This window comes from Hoeflea sp. EC-HK425 (assembly GCF_902498795.1).
GTDB classification, from domain to species: Bacteria; Pseudomonadota; Alphaproteobacteria; order Rhizobiales; family Rhizobiaceae; genus Hoeflea; species Hoeflea alexandrii.
This window is the reverse complement of the sequence record NZ_LR701572.1, coordinates 1,134,494-1,149,263: the sequence shown is the minus strand read 5'-3', so window position 1 is coordinate 1,149,263 and position 14,770 is coordinate 1,134,494. Positions and strand designations below refer to the sequence as shown.

Genomic DNA, 14,770 nt, shown 5'->3' with positions numbered 1-14,770 from the left:
TCCGATTCCGAGGATACTTATTTTGCAACCGGTTGCAAACTGAATTTCAAAACAGAGGCTGATATGGGAGAGATCGGCATCGGAATCGTCGGCGGAGGCTACATGGGCAAGGCCCATGCGGTGGCGATGTCGGCTGTCGGCGCGGTGTTCGACACCGGCCTGCGGCCACGGCTCGAAATGGTCTCCGCAGGCTCGCCGGATTCGGCCGAACGCTATCGCGCCGCTTACGGTTTCGGGCGCGCCGCGCGCGATTGGAAGGAGCTTGTTGCCGACCCGCAGGTCGAGGCCATCATCATCGCCTCGCCGCAATCCACCCACCGGGCCATTGCCGAGGCCGCCTTCGCACTTGGCAAGCCGGTGCTGTGTGAAAAACCCATGGGCGCCACGCTCGATGACAGCCGCGCCATGGTGGAAGCGGCGGAGGCAAGCGGTGCGGCCAACATGGTCGGCTTCAACTATATCCGCACGCCGGCAAGCCGGTTCGCCCGGCAATTGATCGCCGAAGGCGCGATCGGCGACATCACCTGGTTCCGCGGCGAACATACCGAGGATTTTTATGCAGACCCGCAAGCCCCGGCGAACTGGCGCACCGACGGTCGCGCCAATGGCACCATGGGCGACCTTGCCCCGCACATGATCAACGCAGCCCTGGCGCTCGTCGGCCCGATCCGCTCGCTGATCGCCGAGATCGAGACCGTTCATACCAAACGTCCCGGCGGAACGGTCTCGAATGACGACCACGCGCAGATGATGTGCCGGTTCGAAAACGGCGCCATGGGATCGATGTATTTCAGCCGCATCGCCACCGGCCGCAAGATGGGCTACGCCTACGAGATCACCGGCACCAGGGGCGCGATCCGCTTCGACCAGGAAGACCAGAATGCGCTCTGGCTCTACCGGATGGACGAGCCGGAAGCCGTGCGCGGCTTCCGCAAGATCCTGACAGGCCCCGCGCATCCAGACTACCTGCCGTTCTGCCAGGGCCCCGGCCACGGCACCGGCTACCAGGACCAGATCATCATCGAGGCGCGGGATTTTCTTCGCGCCATCGAGACCGGCGAGCCGGTCTGGCCGACATTCCGCGACGGGCTCGCGGTCAACGAAATCGTGGCGGCGGCCTTCGCCTCGTCACGGACGAAAAGCTGGCAAACCATCCAAACGCTCTGAGGCTTTAGGACATGACCATCCAAATCGGCAATGCGCCCTGCTCCTGGGGCGTTGAGTTTCCAAACGACCCGCGCAACCCGGCCTGGCGCACGGTGCTCTCCCAATGTGCAGAGGCCGGTTACACCGGCATCGAGCTCGGGCCCGTGGGCTTCATGCCCGAGGACCCGGCGATCCTTGCCGAGGCGCTTGACCAGCACGGGCTGGAGCTGATCGGCGGCGTGGTGTTCCGCGCCTTCCACGATCCGGCGCAATGGGACGACGTGATGGACGGCGCGGTCAGGACCTGCAAGGCGCTTCATGCCCATGGCGCAAAGCACCTGGTGCTGATCGATTCGATCTCGCCGCGCCGCGCGCCGACCGCCGGTCGCGCCAGTGAAGCCGAACAGATGGACCAGGCCGAATGGTCGGCCTTCCGCGATCGCATCGCCACCGTGGCCAAGCTCGGCGCGGAGGACTACGGCCTGACGGTGGGCATCCATGCCCATGCCGCGGGCTTCATCGATTTCGAGCCGGAACTCGAACGCCTGCTTGACGAGGTTGACGAGAACATCCTCAAGATCTGCTTCGACACCGGCCATCATTCCTACGCCGGCTTTGATCCGGTCAGTTTCATGAAGCGTCACATCGAGCGTATTTCCTACATGCATTTCAAGGACATCGACCCGAAAGTGAAAGCCGAGGCGATTGCCAACCGCACAGGCTTCTACGATGCCTGTGGCAAGGGAATCTTCTGCAATCTCGGCCAGGGCGACGTCGATTTCCCGGCCGTGCGGCAGATCCTGCTCGACCAGGGCTTCGAGGGCTGGTGCACGGTGGAGCAGGATTGCGACCCGCTTCTCGACCCCGACACGCTGGGCGACGCCAGCGCCAACCGCGCCTATCTTCAATCCATCGGCTTCTGAGCGGAGAACCTGACCATGACAAAGCTCAAATCGGGGACAAAGCTCAAATCGGGGACAAAGCTCAAATGGGGCATGATCGGCGGTGGCGAAGGCAGCCAGATCGGACCGGCGCACCGGCTCGGCGCCGGTCTTGACGGTGAATTCGAATTTGCCGCCGGCGCACTCGACCACCGGCCCGATGCCGGCCGCGACTACGGCCAGCGGCTGGGCCTTGCAGCCGACCGCGCCTATGGGGACTGGCGCGAGATGCTGGAGGGCGAGAAATCCCGCGAAGACCGCATCGACCTGGTCACCGTGGCCACCCCGAACGCCACCCACTACGAGATCACCAAGGCCTTTCTCGAGGCTGGCTTTCACGTGCTCTGCGAAAAGCCGATGACCATGACCGTCGCCGAGGGCGAGGACATCGTCCGCACCGCCCGCGCCACAGGAAAAATCTGCGCCGTCAATTACGGCTACACCGGCTATTCGCTGGTGCGTCACATGAAGGCGATGGTGGCGCGTGGCGATTTGGGCAAGATCCGGCTGGTCAAGGCCGAGTTCGCTCACGGACACCATGCCGATGCGGCCGACGCCGACAATCCGCGCGTGCGCTGGCGCTACGATCCGGCCCAGGCCGGCGTCTCGGCGCAGTTCGCCGATTGCGGCATCCACGCTCTGCACATGGCAAGTTTCGTGACCGGCCAGGAGGTAGAGAAACTCTCCGCCGACACGGTGTCCTGTATTTCGAGCCGAGAGCTCGAAGACGATGCCATGGTCAATTTCCGCATGGACGGCGGAACGGTGGGGCGGCTTTGGACCTCGTCAATCGCCATCGGCCGCCAGCACGGGCTGACGTTGCAGGTGTTCGGCGAAAGCGGAGGGCTCCGCTGGGCCCAGGAACAACCCAACCAGCTTTACTGGATGCCGCTTGGCGGCAGACTGCAGGTGATTGAGCGAGGTGAAGCCAACCTCTCTCCCGAGGCCGACCGCACCAGCCGCGTCACCATTGGCCACGCCGAAGGCATGCCGCTGGCCTTCGCCAATATCTACAAGGATCTGGCCGAAGCCATCCGCGCCGGGAAAGAAGGCCGGGCGATGGACCCTGCCGCCAATCTCTACCCCCGCGCCGAGGACGGACTGCGCTCGATGGCCGCCGTCTTCGCGGTGGCCGAGTCCGGCAAGGCGGACGGGATCTGGGTCGACGCGCGGCCGCCGATGTTCCGGTAGCCGGCAAGACAGGCAGAGCGCAAAAAATGCTGCCGGCCAGCAAGTGCGTTCGCCAACCGGTGGACTGACATGGGTACGGCTCAGCCCGATCAGCCTGTGCATGAGCGGCGCGGTACTTGGCTGACGCTGTGACAGGTCGGATGAGCGTCAGCCGACCTTTACGGCGCTTCAGAGTGGCCGGGCGCAGAGCCAGCGGTGCATCAGGGGCGTTTTGTTGACAGGAAGAACAAGGCCGCGAGACCTGCTTCACCCAGGGCCGACAGGATCATCTGGGGACCTGATGTACCGCTGAAGTAGCTCCAGAAACCGGTGAGCGCAGCACCGCCGAAGGCGACCGCCGCGCCAAAGCAGATCGCATCGCGAAGGGCGCTCTTTTCGGCATCGCGCGCAAGCCAGAAGATGACGGCAAGGCCAAGGAACAACACGGAGGCGCGACGGCCCATGAAGGCGGCCCCTGCGTCGGCACTGGCACCATAAAGCATGACGAAAGTCGTCGGAACGAAGAAGCACAACAGGAATAGGCCTGCACACATCGCGGTTCCGATTGTAGCTGTCAGTTTGAACATCGAAGGTTTCCTCTTGAAAGACGATTGGAGATCGGGACGGCTAGTAAGGCTGCATGTTCGCCAGCCGTTTGACGGCCGGGGTAAGGAAGGTTTGCACCTCGGATGGATCGCGCTTCGACATGACTTCTCCGGTCGCGCAAACGCCCTTTCTCGGGTCGATTGGCCGTTGGCTCAAAGAGAATACTTATTCTTTTTGTAGCGTGAGAGCAAATGTTGTCAAGCGCCCGGCCAAACGATAAGGGTTGCCGATGCCCCGCATTTCCGAACGAAGACGCCAGCAGCAAAAGGACCGTATTCTCACGGCCGCGCGCCTTTGCTTTCAGGCCAATGGCATTCAAAACACTTCCATGGCCGACATTATTCAGAAATCCGGAATGTCGGCGGGAGCGGTCTATACATATTTCGACAGCAAGGAGCAGTTGGTCCGTGCCAGCATCCAGCAGTCCCAGGATCTGTTGTCGTTGGTTGCCGCATCGGCCTCGAAAGCAAACGGCGATACATCCATCGCTGACGTGATCGGGTCTCTGTGGGCCGCGCTCTCCGCAATCGAAAGCGACGACGGCGTGGATTTCAAGAGGCTGGCGGCCGTCGGCCTGGAACAAGCGCGCCACGACCCTGTCACACACGAGATGCTGCAGAAACGATACACAGAATTGATTGCGCAGCTCGGAGTATCGACATCGTGGGAATCCAATGGCCTATCCAGGGAGCAGGCGGCCAGCTTCATCTTTGTCTTTCTGTGGGGCTTGAACGTCACGGAAGGCCTTTTTGGGCCAACCACAGATGTGACGAAGGATGCGCTTGAGGGGCTGGTAACGTTGGCGAAGAAACGCGAAACCTGACGCACCCTATGCGGTCCGGGGTCAAATTTCCCGCGTTTCACACGAATGGCTATCATGAGTGCGGCGTCCCGAGGGACCCATCCCCCACTCCGGCAAACAATCCCCAATGGGGAGCGGAACGGCTGGCGGCTGAAGCCCGGCCTCCAGCGTCCGGATCGCTTGGCGTGTCGGGTAACCTTCCGGTCCCGCGAGCAGGGCTTGCTGCTGCGGTTGCATGTGACAGTCGTTTCCGCCAAAAATACCTTATGGCCCTTGAGATCGAACGCAAATTCCTCGTGGAAACCGACGCGTGGCGCAATGCCGTCGAGAGCTCGAAGGCCATCGTCCAGGCCTACGTTGCCATTGATGGAGACACCTCGATGCGGGTACGCATCTCTGACGAAACGCGAGCGGAACTGACGGTCAAGATCGGCGTCTCGGACATGACCCGGCATGAATTCGAGTATTCCATACCCGTCGCCGATGCCCGCGCGATGACCGAAGCCAGCCGCGGGCGGCTGATCGAAAAGACCCGCCACATCCTCACCATCGATGGCTTCATCTGGGAGGTCGATGTCTATGAGGGCCGGCTCGCGGGGCTGGTTACTGCCGAGATCGAAATGGGCTCGGAAAGCGACGATCCGGCCCTGCCCTCCTGGCTCGGGCCCGAAGTGACGGGCGATCCGGCCTGGTCCAACGCCATGCTGGCGATGAACGGCTGGCCGGGAGGCGGTTTCGCGTGAGCTACCGGATCCGCCCCGGCCAGCCGCTGACCGGTGAAGTGGTCCGCATCGCCGAAATCCAGTATGAGCGCGCCATCCATGTCTTGCGCCGCCAGCCCGACGGCCCCTATCAGGCCATTCACGACGCCCGCAAGCGCTTCAAGCGGCTCAGGGGCCTGTTCCGGCTGGTCCGTGCCGCCGCACCCGATTTCTTTGCCCGTGAAAATGCCCGGCTGCGCGACATGGCGGCCACATTGTCCGAGGTGCGCGATGCAACGGCACTGGTCGAGGCACTCGACCATCTACTCGCCTCGGGCGCGGCAGGCGAGAGCCGGCCAGATCTCGAGGCAATCCGCGCCCGCTTGGCCACGCGCCGCGACCGGATTGCCACCGATGCAGTTGACCTTGACGCCAGGATCACCGCGGCCATCGCCATCTGCCAGGACGGCATGAGAGCCCTCGCCGATCTGCAGCTTCCCGCCAGGCGGAAGAAGGCCATCGCCCTGCTGGCAGCGGGCACCGCAAAGAACTACGGCAAGGCGGTCTCCGCCCTGGAAAGGGCCATCGAAAGCGGCGATCCGGAAGACTGGCACGACCTTCGCAAGCGTATCAAGTATCATCGCATGCATATCCAGTTATTGAGCCTCGCCTGGCCCGGCGAAATGGCCCTGCGTGCACGGATTGCCGACATCGCCGGCGAAGCGCTCGGCGACGACCATGACCTCGACGCCCTTAAAACGCTGATCGCCACGGACCCTGAGGCGATCGGCAGCGAAGCCGAGATCGCCGTCCTGCGCGCCTGCATGATTGCCCGTTCGGCACGCCTGCACGATCAGGTCCGAGACATCGTAAAGGACCTCCTCGGGGACAGCCCGGACACGCTTGAAACCCGCATCACCGCGCTGTGGCGGGACGCGGCGGGCTGAGCATGGCCGCATGGCCGACAAAATCCGGCAAGGCAACCGGCCGCTCGAAGGGCAGACAAACGCCTACGGCCGCTGCGGAAAACCCGCAGCGGCCGTTTCATGATCGAACGACCTGTTGCCGGATGCTCAGCCGGACTTCTTCATGTGCTTGGGTGCACCCGTGGTCATGTCGGTGCCGGTATAGGTCAGACCGGCCTCCTTCCAGGCGCCAAAGCCACCCTCCATGTGGGCGATCCGGTCGATGCCAGCATTCAGGCACATTTCCGCGACTTTTTTCGAACGCACGCCCGATCCGCAATGAAACACGATGCGTTTCTCGCCCTGCCCCGGCATGTGCACCGCCTGGAAGGCCTGCATCGGAGCCAGCAGCGCGCCGTCGATCCGCTCGAAACTGTATTCCTGCGGCGTGCGCACGTCGATCAACACGATCTCGTCGCGTTCGAAGGCTTCCGCAACCTCCTTCGGGGTCCAGTTTTCCAGAGTGCCCTTGTTGGTCTCTTCGGTTTTCATGCTGTCTCCTTGGGAAAACGGTTCAGTGGAATCTTCAGGTAGCGTTTGCCATCGCTCTCGGGCTCGGGAGCCCGCCCGGCCCTGAGGTTCATCTGCAGCACGTGCAGCATCCGGTCCGGCAGGGCAAGCGTCTTGTCGCGGGCGTCACGCTGCTTGACGTAGTTTTGCTTCGATGTTCCGCCACCAATATGGGCGTTTGAGGTATGCTGTTCGGCAACCGTCGATTCCCAGGCTGGTTCGGTGCGGCTGTCGGTGCCGTAGTCATGGCCGACAAACAGCCGCGTCTCGTCATCGAGCGCAAGGATGGATTGCAGGCTGTCATAGAGCTGGCCTGCCGAGCCACCGGGAAAATCGGCCCGTGCGGTCCCCACATCGGGCTGCATGAACGTGTCATTGACGAAGGCCGCGTCGCTGCCCACGACATAGGTCACCGATCCAAGCGTGTGTCCCGGCGTCAGCATGACCCGAACCGGCAGCTTTCCGATCTTGAAGGTTTCGCCATCGCCAAACAGTCGATCAAAATCCCGCTCGGGCCGAAAGGCGTCGGGCAAATGATAGAGCTTGCGCCACAGCTCGGCGATGTCCCGGACCTTCTCGCCGATCGCGTTGACCGCGCCGAGACGTTGTTTGAGATACCAGGAGGCCATGAGATGGTCCGCATGCGGATGGGTATCCAAAATCCATGAAATGTCGATATTGGTGTCACGGGCATATTCAATGATCTTGCTGACACCCTGGGGATCTATTGATGCATGCGCAGGATCAAAGCCCATGACCGCATCGATCAGCGCGCCCTTTCCGGTTTGCGGATCTGAAACCAGATACTGAATGCTGCCGGTGTCATCATCATAAAAACCGACGACGTCTGCCGAACCTGTTCCGCGCGAGTGGCTTTGCTTGTGTGGACTCAACTCTGCCTCCTTCATATCTGCATTTGACAATGTGTCAGCAGGAGGAAAGTTCCGGATTTGATCAGGCAATACGTTCTACGGGTCTGGCCAGTGGGTGCGGCCAGTGGCTCAGTCCCCGTGTTTATGAGTGTGCTCGTGGTGGTGCCCGTGGCGGTGCTCCCGGCTTACCGGTTCCGGTCCGTCGCCGATCACCTCCGCTCCCACACAGGCATGTTTCGAGCACTCCAGTTCCAGTGTCGTGTGACCGATTTCGAAATCGGCTTTCAGCTTCTCTTTCACCGCCAGCTTGATTGCGTCGGCATCGTCCCAGCGACCGGAATCGATTACCAGATGCGCATCGAGAGCCGCGCGGTGCTCCTGCATCTGCCACAGGTGCACATGATGGATGCCGGTCACGCCGTCGACGGCCTCGACGGACTTGAGCACCGCGCCGGTATCGAGGTCCGCGGGAGAGCCGAGCATCAGGATGCGGATGACCCCGCCGATCTCGGAGAACGACATCCACAGGATGTAGCCGGCGATCGCCAGCGTGACGAGCGGATCGATGATCTGCCAGTCATAGAGAATGATCAGGGTGCCGGCGAAGATCACCGCCACCGAGCCGAGCGCATCGGCGACATTGTGCAAGAAGGCGGCTCGAATGTTGACGCTGTCCTTTGACAGCGACCAAGTCAGAAGTGCGGTGACCACATCGACCACAAGCGCCACACCGGCGATGATCACAACCAGCCAGCCATCGACGCCGGATGGTTCGATGAAGCGCATCACCGCCTCGTAGATGAGATAGAACCCGATCACGATCAGCGTCGTGTAGTTGATCAGCGCCGCCACCACCTCGGCCCGGCCATAGCCGAATGTCATGCTGCCGTCGGCGGGCCGCCGCGCGATCTTGCGGGCGAAGAAGGCAATGACAAGCGACATCGCGTCGGAGAGGTTGTGGATGGCGTCGGCGATCATGGCGAGGCTACCCGAGACGATGCCGCCGATGATCTGCGCCACCGTCAGCCCCAGATTGACGACGACCGCCCAGGCCACCCGCGCGTCGCCTGCGCCGGGATCCATGTGATGATGATGGTGATGGCCTGCCATGATGGAATTCCGCCCTTGCCTTAAAATTCGCCGCTCCCGGCCTAAACCCTCCAGCAGATGGAAGGGCAAGCAAAAAAGCCATCCCCGGCCAATTGTCCTGGAACAGACCGTCAAGACCGAATTGTATTGACCCGGCGCGCCGCCTAGATAGACCCGGAAACCGAACCGAAAAACAAGGCAGCACAAGGACGCAGCGCGTGAGCCGATACAGCTATCCGGCATTTCCCACAAGACATGGCTACATGACCGAGAAGATCCAGCGTGACTACATAACGTCTGCCATCGCCCGCGGGCTGCTTCCCGAGGATTCACACCGCATGGCGCAGATCCTCTCGCTCGAAGCCTCCGACGATCTCTCGAAGCCGATCCAGTTCTGGCAGCTCTTCTCCGTGCTTGGGCCGGACAGGATCGTCCGCATCGTCGAGAATTTCTACACCCGGGTCTTTGCCGATGAGGACTGGTTCGTCTCAGTCTTCGCCCGCGTTGGCGGGGTCAACCACCACATCAACACGCAAGCCTCAATGTGGGCCGACGTGATGGGCGGCGGCCCGTACTATCACGGCGCCGATTTCAGGCTGAGCTTCCATCACACCCACAATGCCATCCAGCTGATGAACGACAAGGGCGCGGCGCGCTGGACCGCGCTGATGGTCAACACGCTTGAGGACTGCCAGGCCCACATGACCGACGATCCGAGAGTGAGGCCGGCGCTCAACACCTTTCTCGATCATTTCATGGGCAAATATGCCGAGGAGTTCGCTTTTGCCAACACCAGCGTGTTCGGAGACCTCAACCCGCCGGTCAAGCGCAAGATCAACTTCATGAAGATGACCAGCGAGGCGATCGAGGCTCTGAGCGAAGACGAACTCCGTACAGCACTCGAGGAAAATGGTGTCGATACAGCACCCTATCCGGGCAAGCGGGATCTTGTCGAAAAGGCAATGATGCTGTGACCTGTCATAGGGCGAGCCGAGCCTTTCCACCCGATCATGCTTGTCCCCTTGAGGCCGTGCCCTAATTTCCGGTCACGGCAACACGTTCGCCCGGAGAAAGACTGCACTCATGGAAACCATCCTGGCGCTGGTGCGCGACTACGGTACGGCGGTCTACCTGCTGCTGTTTGCCTATTGCGCGCTCAAGAGCGGCTCCCTGCCGCTGTTTGCCGGTTATGCCGCGCAAACCGGAGCTCTCGATGTGGCAACCGTTGCCGCAGCGACCTTTGCCGGCGGCTATCTGGGCGATGAAGCCCGCTTCTCGCTTGCCCGGCGCTACGGCCACAGGCTTTCCACCGGACGCCCCAGGATCGCGCGGCTGATCGCCCAGGGAACAGACCTGCTTGACCGCTATGGCCTGATCTATCTGTTTCTCTATCGCTATCCGAAAGGCATGCGCACCATCGGCGCCCTGCCCGTGGGACTTACCACGATGCGCTGGCAGAGCTTCACCGCGCTCAACGCCGCATCGGCAGCTCTTTGGACCGGGCTTCTGGTCGGTGCCGGTTTTGTCTTCGGCAAGACGCTAGAACAGGCGGTGGCATCGAACTGGGCGGCAGCCAGTGTGCTGCTGCTGCTGGCCTTCGCCGGGTTGACCGGATGGCTGTGGTGGCGAGCTTCCCGGATGGCGCCGTCCCACCCCGCACCGGCACACCCGCCGGCAGCTGACATCAATCGACCGGCCTGAGCGTGCCGCGCTCGATCACCTTGCACGGAAACAGCCGGGCTTCCGGGTAGCGCTCGGGATTTTCCAGCATCGAGACAATCAGTTCAATCGAGGAATCGATGATCTGGCTGATCGGCTGGCGGATCGTGGTCAGGTTGATGTTCTCCCAGCCCGCCATCTCCATGTCGTTGAGCCCGATGATGCCGATGTCGCCGGGCACCTTCAGCCCGCTGTCTGATATGGCGCTGAGCGCGCCGATAGACAGAACGTCATCGCCGCAGAAATAGGCTTGTGCCGGCGTGTCCTTCAGGCGCGAAAGCATCTCCGCCCGGCCGGCGTTGAACGAATAGGCTTGCGCGAAGGAGTGCCGAAGCGAAATGCCGGGGTGCTGCGCAAGCTCTTCCATGAAACCGCGAAACCGGTCCTGGGTCGAGGTTGCGGATTCCGGCCCGCCGAGAAAGGCCACGTCGCGGTAGCCGCGCCGGACCAGCTCGCGCGCCGCCATCCGCCCGCATTCGGCGTTGTCGATGCCGACCACATGCACTTCCGGCGAACTGGCATAACGGCCGAAACTGTGCACCACCGGCACGCCGGCATCGCGGAACGCCTTGGCGAACCCCGGCGGCAGCGTCGATGAGGCCACCACCACACCGTCGACCGAATACTGCCTGAGCATACGGATCGAGTTGGCGGGATCGGTTTCATCCGACAAATTGACCAGGAGCGGTCGCAAGCCTCGTTCCTGCAGGCCGCGGGTGAACAGATCAAACACCTCGAGAAAGATCGGGTTGTGGAAGTTGTTCGAGACCAGGCCGATCAGCTTGGTCCGACCGGTGGTCAGGCTCGAGGCCAGCGCGTTGGGACTGTAACCGAGTTCAGTGGCGGCCTTCTCGACCTTCTTGCGCATTTTCAGCGAAACCGACGCGCCATCGGTGAAGGTGCGCGATACCGCCGCACGCGACACCCCTGCCCTTTCGGCGACATCCTTCAGCGTTGGCGGCATTGAGCAGCGTCTCCATTCTGTGGCCCGCATACATTCGGACCTTCCCTCATTACTGCCCAGAATGCCTCGCGAAAGCAAGAATTTCGGTTTCCATTTTGCAACCGGTTGCAAAACGGGTTGATTCGTGGTTTCCTGATCATCGAGAGACGGCGGGAGGCCGGACTTTCCATTCATTCGACGAAAACTCTGGGAGGAGATCATGATGTCATTGACCAAGAAGCTCGCATTGGCCGTTGCGGTGTTCGCAGCACCGGTGCTGAGCGCCGCCACGGCGTCCGCCGAAGGCGAGCGCTATGTGCTCGTCAGCCACGCCCCTGACAGCGACAGCTGGTGGAACACCATCAAGAACGGCATCGCGCTGGCCGGCAAGCAGATGAATGTGGAAGTCGAGTACCGCAATCCGCCCACCGGCGACCTCGCCGACATGGCCCGCATCATCGAACAGGCAGCGGCTTCCAGCCCCAACGGCATCATCACCACCCTGGCCGATTACGACGTGCTGTCCGGCCCGATCAAGGCAGCTGTCGATTCCGGCGTCGACGTCATCATCATGAATTCCGGCACCCCGGACCAGGCCCGCGAAGTCGGCGCGCTGATGTATGTCGGTCAGCCCGAATATGACGCCGGCCATGCAGCCGGCCTGCGCGCCAAGGGCGACGGCGTCGGCTCTTTCCTCTGCGTCAACCACTACATCTCCTCGCCGTCCTCGACCGAGCGCTGCCAGGGCTTTGCCGACGGGCTCGGGGTGGAGCTGGGCAACCAGATGATCGATTCCGGTCAGGATCCGGCTGAAATCAAGAACCGCGTGCTGGCCTACCTCAATTCCAACCCGGACACCGACGCCGTTCTGACGCTTGGCCCGACAAGCGCCGACCCGACGCTGCTGGCGCTTGAGGAAAACGGCATGGCCGGTCAGATCTACTTCGGTACCTTCGACCTCGGCGCCAACATCGTCGAAGGCATCAAGGCCGGAACCATCAACTGGGGCATCGACCAGCAGCCGTTCCTGCAGGCCTATCTGCCTGTGGTGGTGCTGACCAACTACCACCGGTACGGCGTGCTGCCGGGCAACAACATCAATTCCGGCCCCGGCTTCGTCACCGCCGACGGACTTGAAATGGTTGAGAAATATGCGGGCGAATACCGCTAAGGGTTCCTCCCTGGCAGTGGCGCCCCTGTGCGCCGCTGCCATTTCTTGCAGTTTCCCATTCAAATCAACGTCTGTGAGGCCTCATGTCCGATACGGCTGACGCACCCGCAAGCGACGAACGCATCAAGCAGACATCGGCCCTGCGCAAAGCCCTGATCCGGCCTGAACTGGGCGGCATCTGCGGCACGGTGATCGTGTTCGTGCTTTTCGCAATCTTTGCCGGAGACAGCGGCATGTTCTCCTCGCAAGGGGTTCTCAACTGGTCCGTCGTCTCCGCCCAGTTCATGATCATCGCCGTGGGCGCCTGCCTGCTGATGATCGCCGGCGAATTCGACCTCTCGGTCGGTTCGATGATTGGCTTTGCCGGGATGATGATCGCGATCTTCACTATCACACTGGGCTGGCCGGTATGGCAGGCGATCCTGATCACGTTTGCCTTGTGTATTGCCATCGGCGCGCTCAACGGCATCATCGTCGTGCGCACCGGCCTGCCGAGCTTCATCGTCACGCTGGCGTTCCTGTTCATCCTGCGCGGCTTCACGATCTATTTGCCGCAGTTGATCGAGCGCAAGACCATCATCGGCGGCATCGACAAGGCGGCCGAAGGTGACTGGCTGGCCGCTCTCTTTGGCGGCAAGATCCTCACAGGACTGTTCACCTGGCTCGGTGACGCAGGGATCATTGCGGTGTTCGAGCGCGGCAACCGCGCAGGAGAGCCGGTCGTCGACGGCATTCCGATGCTGATTGTCTGGGCGCTCATGCTGGTGGTTTTCGGACACTTCCTGCTCACCCGAACCAAATTCGGCAACTGGATCTTTGCCTCTGGCGGCGACGCCCAGGCTGCGCGCTATGTCGGCGTTCCCGTCAACCGCGTGAAGATCCTGATGTTCATGTTCACTGCCTTCTGCGCCTGCGTTTTCGCCACCTGCCAGGTGATGGAGTTCGGCTCCGCGGGCGCAGATCGCGGCCTGCTCAAGGAATTCGAGGCCATCATCGCCGTCGTCATCGGCGGCGCGCTGCTGACCGGCGGCTACGGCTCGGTCATCGGTGCGGCCCTGGGCGCGCTGATCTTCGGCGTGGTCCAGCAGGGCCTGTTCTTTGCCAATGTCGAAAGCTCGCTGTTCCGGGTGTTCCTCGGCGTCATCCTACTGTTCGCCGTGGTGCTCAACACCTACATAAGACGCATGATCACGGGGGAGAGATGAGATGAACCCGGAACACGCTCCCCTGATTGAAATGAAGAACATCGAGAAGCATTTCGGCTCGGTGATCGCATTGAACGGCGTCTCGCTGGAGATCTATCCAGGCGAATGCCATTGTCTGCTCGGCGACAACGGCGCCGGCAAGTCAACCTTCATCAAGACCATGTCCGGGGTCCACAAGCCGACCCGCGGCGAGATCCTGTTCGAAGGCAAGCCGATGCATTTCGAAGACCCGCGCGACGCGATCTCGGCAGGAATCGCCACGGTCTATCAGGATCTGGCCATGATCCCGCTGATGTCGGTGAGCCGCAATTTCTTCATGGGCAACGAACCCGAAAAGAAATTCGGCCCTTTCAAGCTGTTCGACCATGCCTATGCCAACGAGATCACCATGCAGGAAATGCGCAAGATGGGCATCAACCTGCGCGGGCCGGACCAGGCGGTGGGCACGCTGTCAGGCGGCGAACGCCAGACCGTGGCGATTGCAAGGGCCGTGCATTTCGGCGCCAAGGTGCTGATCCTCGACGAACCGACCTCGGCGCTCGGCGTGCGCCAGACCGCAAACGTGCTCGCCACCATCGACAAGGTGCGCAAGGACGGCATTGCCGTGGTGTTCATCACACACAATGTCCGTCATGCGCTGGCCGTTGGCGACCGCTTCACCGTGCTCAACCGCGGCAAGACGCTGGGAACCGCCCAGCGCGGGCAGATCACCCCCGACGAGTTGCAGGACCTGATGGCGGGCGGCCAGGAAATGGTGGCGCTGGAGAGCTCGCTTGGCGGCACCGTCTGACGTCACGCTCTGACTTTCCACAGGAACAGGACGGCGCGGCGGCAGGCCGCGCCTTTTCGTTACAGGTCCGTTTTTGTTTCGTTTTCTTCGATTTTCTGTCGCAAAACTGTCACGTTTTGGCTCGTATTCGCGAAACGCGA

Annotated in this window: 16 protein-coding genes; 11 read left to right on the top strand and 5 right to left on the bottom strand. The window is 62.0% G+C overall.

All coding sequences use genetic code 11. From position 1 onward, the window contains the following. The first annotated feature begins 63 nt into the window (after nt 1-63). The 3 genes from SPHINGO391_RS08205 to SPHINGO391_RS08195 are packed head-to-tail and all read left to right on the top strand — an operon-like array spanning nt 64 to nt 3,278. Nucleotides 64-1,167: a Gfo/Idh/MocA family oxidoreductase gene (locus tag SPHINGO391_RS08205; protein ID WP_193217232.1), complete on the top strand. Its 1,104-nt coding sequence runs from the start codon at nt 64-66 to the stop codon at nt 1,165-1,167. Between the two features lie 11 nt (nt 1,168-1,178). Continuing rightward, nucleotides 1,179-2,069 (top strand): TIM barrel protein, encoded by an 891-nt coding sequence (locus SPHINGO391_RS08200; RefSeq protein WP_152008372.1) that lies wholly within the window; start codon nt 1,179-1,181, stop codon nt 2,067-2,069. Between the two features lie 15 nt (nt 2,070-2,084). After that, on the top strand, nt 2,085-3,278 hold the full coding sequence (locus SPHINGO391_RS08195; RefSeq protein WP_152008371.1) for a Gfo/Idh/MocA family oxidoreductase: 1,194 nt from the start codon (nt 2,085-2,087) through the stop codon (nt 3,276-3,278). 200 nt (nt 3,279-3,478) lie between these two features. Here SPHINGO391_RS08195 and SPHINGO391_RS08190 read toward each other — a convergent pair whose 3' ends face one another. Continuing rightward, on the bottom strand, nt 3,479-3,844 hold the full coding sequence (locus tag SPHINGO391_RS08190; RefSeq protein WP_152008370.1) for a hypothetical protein: 366 nt from the start codon (nt 3,842-3,844) through the stop codon (nt 3,479-3,481). Nucleotides 3,845-4,092: 248 nt separating this feature from the next. Between SPHINGO391_RS08190 and SPHINGO391_RS08185 the strand changes: the two genes are divergently transcribed. From SPHINGO391_RS08185 to SPHINGO391_RS08175, 3 genes are all read left to right on the top strand, one after another. After that, nucleotides 4,093-4,686 (top strand): TetR/AcrR family transcriptional regulator, encoded by a 594-nt coding sequence (locus tag SPHINGO391_RS08185; RefSeq protein WP_152008369.1) that lies wholly within the window; start codon nt 4,093-4,095, stop codon nt 4,684-4,686. Between the two features lie 245 nt (nt 4,687-4,931). Further along, nucleotides 4,932-5,408, top strand: coding sequence for a CYTH domain-containing protein (locus SPHINGO391_RS08180; RefSeq protein WP_152008368.1), 477 nt, complete (start codon nt 4,932-4,934; stop codon nt 5,406-5,408). Beyond that, nucleotides 5,405-6,313 (top strand): CHAD domain-containing protein, encoded by a 909-nt coding sequence (locus tag SPHINGO391_RS08175; protein ID WP_193217231.1) that lies wholly within the window; start codon nt 5,405-5,407, stop codon nt 6,311-6,313. The genes SPHINGO391_RS08180 and SPHINGO391_RS08175 overlap by 4 nt, the downstream gene beginning before the upstream one ends. A 126-nt stretch (nt 6,314-6,439) precedes the next feature. Here the strand turns inward: SPHINGO391_RS08175 and SPHINGO391_RS08170 are convergent, their stop codons facing one another. From SPHINGO391_RS08170 to SPHINGO391_RS08160, 3 genes are all read right to left on the bottom strand, one after another. Beyond that, complete coding sequence (locus SPHINGO391_RS08170) at nt 6,440-6,823, bottom strand: rhodanese-like domain-containing protein (protein ID WP_152008366.1); 384 nt, start codon at nt 6,821-6,823, stop codon at nt 6,440-6,442. Beyond that, on the bottom strand, nt 6,820-7,734 hold the full coding sequence (locus SPHINGO391_RS08165) for an MBL fold metallo-hydrolase (RefSeq protein WP_343200294.1): 915 nt from the start codon (nt 7,732-7,734) through the stop codon (nt 6,820-6,822). Before SPHINGO391_RS08165 ends, SPHINGO391_RS08170 begins: the two co-directional genes overlap by 4 nt. Before the next feature lie 108 nt (nt 7,735-7,842). Continuing rightward, nucleotides 7,843-8,823, bottom strand: coding sequence for a cation diffusion facilitator family transporter (locus tag SPHINGO391_RS08160; protein ID WP_152008364.1), 981 nt, complete (start codon nt 8,821-8,823; stop codon nt 7,843-7,845). A 197-nt stretch (nt 8,824-9,020) separates the two neighbouring features. Between SPHINGO391_RS08160 and SPHINGO391_RS08155 the strand changes: the two genes are divergently transcribed. Then, nucleotides 9,021-9,776, top strand: coding sequence for a hypothetical protein (locus SPHINGO391_RS08155; RefSeq protein WP_152008363.1), 756 nt, complete (start codon nt 9,021-9,023; stop codon nt 9,774-9,776). Between the two features lie 109 nt (nt 9,777-9,885). Beyond that, nucleotides 9,886-10,503, top strand: a complete 618-nt coding sequence (locus SPHINGO391_RS08150) for a VTT domain-containing protein (protein ID WP_152008362.1) — start codon at nt 9,886-9,888, stop codon at nt 10,501-10,503. Here the strand turns inward: SPHINGO391_RS08150 and SPHINGO391_RS08145 are convergent. Continuing rightward, nucleotides 10,487-11,485, bottom strand: a complete 999-nt coding sequence (locus tag SPHINGO391_RS08145; protein WP_152008361.1) for a LacI family DNA-binding transcriptional regulator — start codon at nt 11,483-11,485, stop codon at nt 10,487-10,489. The genes SPHINGO391_RS08150 and SPHINGO391_RS08145 overlap by 17 nt on opposite strands. Before the next feature lie 202 nt (nt 11,486-11,687). Between SPHINGO391_RS08145 and SPHINGO391_RS08140 the strand changes: the two genes are divergently transcribed. From SPHINGO391_RS08140 to SPHINGO391_RS08130, 3 genes are all read left to right on the top strand, one after another. Next, complete coding sequence (locus SPHINGO391_RS08140; protein WP_210385830.1) at nt 11,688-12,635, top strand: sugar ABC transporter substrate-binding protein; 948 nt, start codon at nt 11,688-11,690, stop codon at nt 12,633-12,635. An 83-nt stretch (nt 12,636-12,718) separates the two neighbouring features. Then, nucleotides 12,719-13,840 (top strand): ABC transporter permease, encoded by a 1,122-nt coding sequence (locus SPHINGO391_RS08135; protein ID WP_152008359.1) that lies wholly within the window; start codon nt 12,719-12,721, stop codon nt 13,838-13,840. A gap of 31 nt (nt 13,841-13,871) precedes the next feature. After that, nucleotides 13,872-14,630, top strand: a complete 759-nt coding sequence (locus SPHINGO391_RS08130; RefSeq protein WP_244615380.1) for an ATP-binding cassette domain-containing protein — start codon at nt 13,872-13,874, stop codon at nt 14,628-14,630. Nucleotides 14,631-14,770 lie beyond the last annotated feature (140 nt).